Consider the following 699-nt stretch of genomic DNA (forward strand, 5'->3'; position numbering starts at 1 on the left):
TACTCTATCCTCAACCGAAAACGCTGAACCAAGCTAGCCGGTTACTTATTGAACATTTGTGCAATAAAATCCCAAAACTTTTGTAGTTTGCATTTATTGTCATAAAATTTGTGACATTGAATCATGCGCACGCATGATTATCTGAACATCTGTGAATTATAAGATGGCGCCGAAATTATGGAGCCATCTTATGAATCATCAAATCAAAACCGCTGCGCTGAGCACTATCGCGCTCTCTCTACTCGGCTGTAATCAAGCTCAACCTCAGGTTGAGGAGCCAAGCGCATCCAGACCCGTTCAAGTGATTGAAGTCAATGAAAGGAATGAAGAACTCAATAAATCATTCAGCGGGATCGTAAAAGCAAAAGAAACCGCCTCACTCTCTTTTCGTGTACCCGGCACCGTGGAAAGCGTGTTCGTAAATAAAGGCAGCGTGGTAGAAAAAGGCCAAGTCATTGCCACGCTGGACAAGCACGACTACCAAGTCTCACTAGAAGAATTACAAGCGCGCATGTTAGAAGCGCAATCAGCCCACAAACTGGCGAAAGCCGAGTTAAAGCGCGTAAAACAAGCGACTTCTGATGATGCCATTGCCAGCGTAAACTTAGACCGAGCCATCAGCAGCTACGAACGTAGCCTCTCTGCCGTCAAAGTGGTTGAGAAAAACATCCAACGTGCAAAAGATGCCCTACGTTACAC

The 699-nt window shown here is 45.2% G+C and carries 1 protein-coding gene; it reads left to right on the forward strand.

Annotated elements, in window-relative coordinates:
- Positions 1-190 precede the first annotated feature (190 nt).
- Positions 191-699 (forward strand): efflux RND transporter periplasmic adaptor subunit (locus tag R7Z50_RS27585; protein WP_318149765.1); only part of this gene is annotated, 509 nt, incomplete at its 3' end.

The sequence above is a fragment of the Vibrio sp. 1249-1 genome (assembly GCF_033340495.1).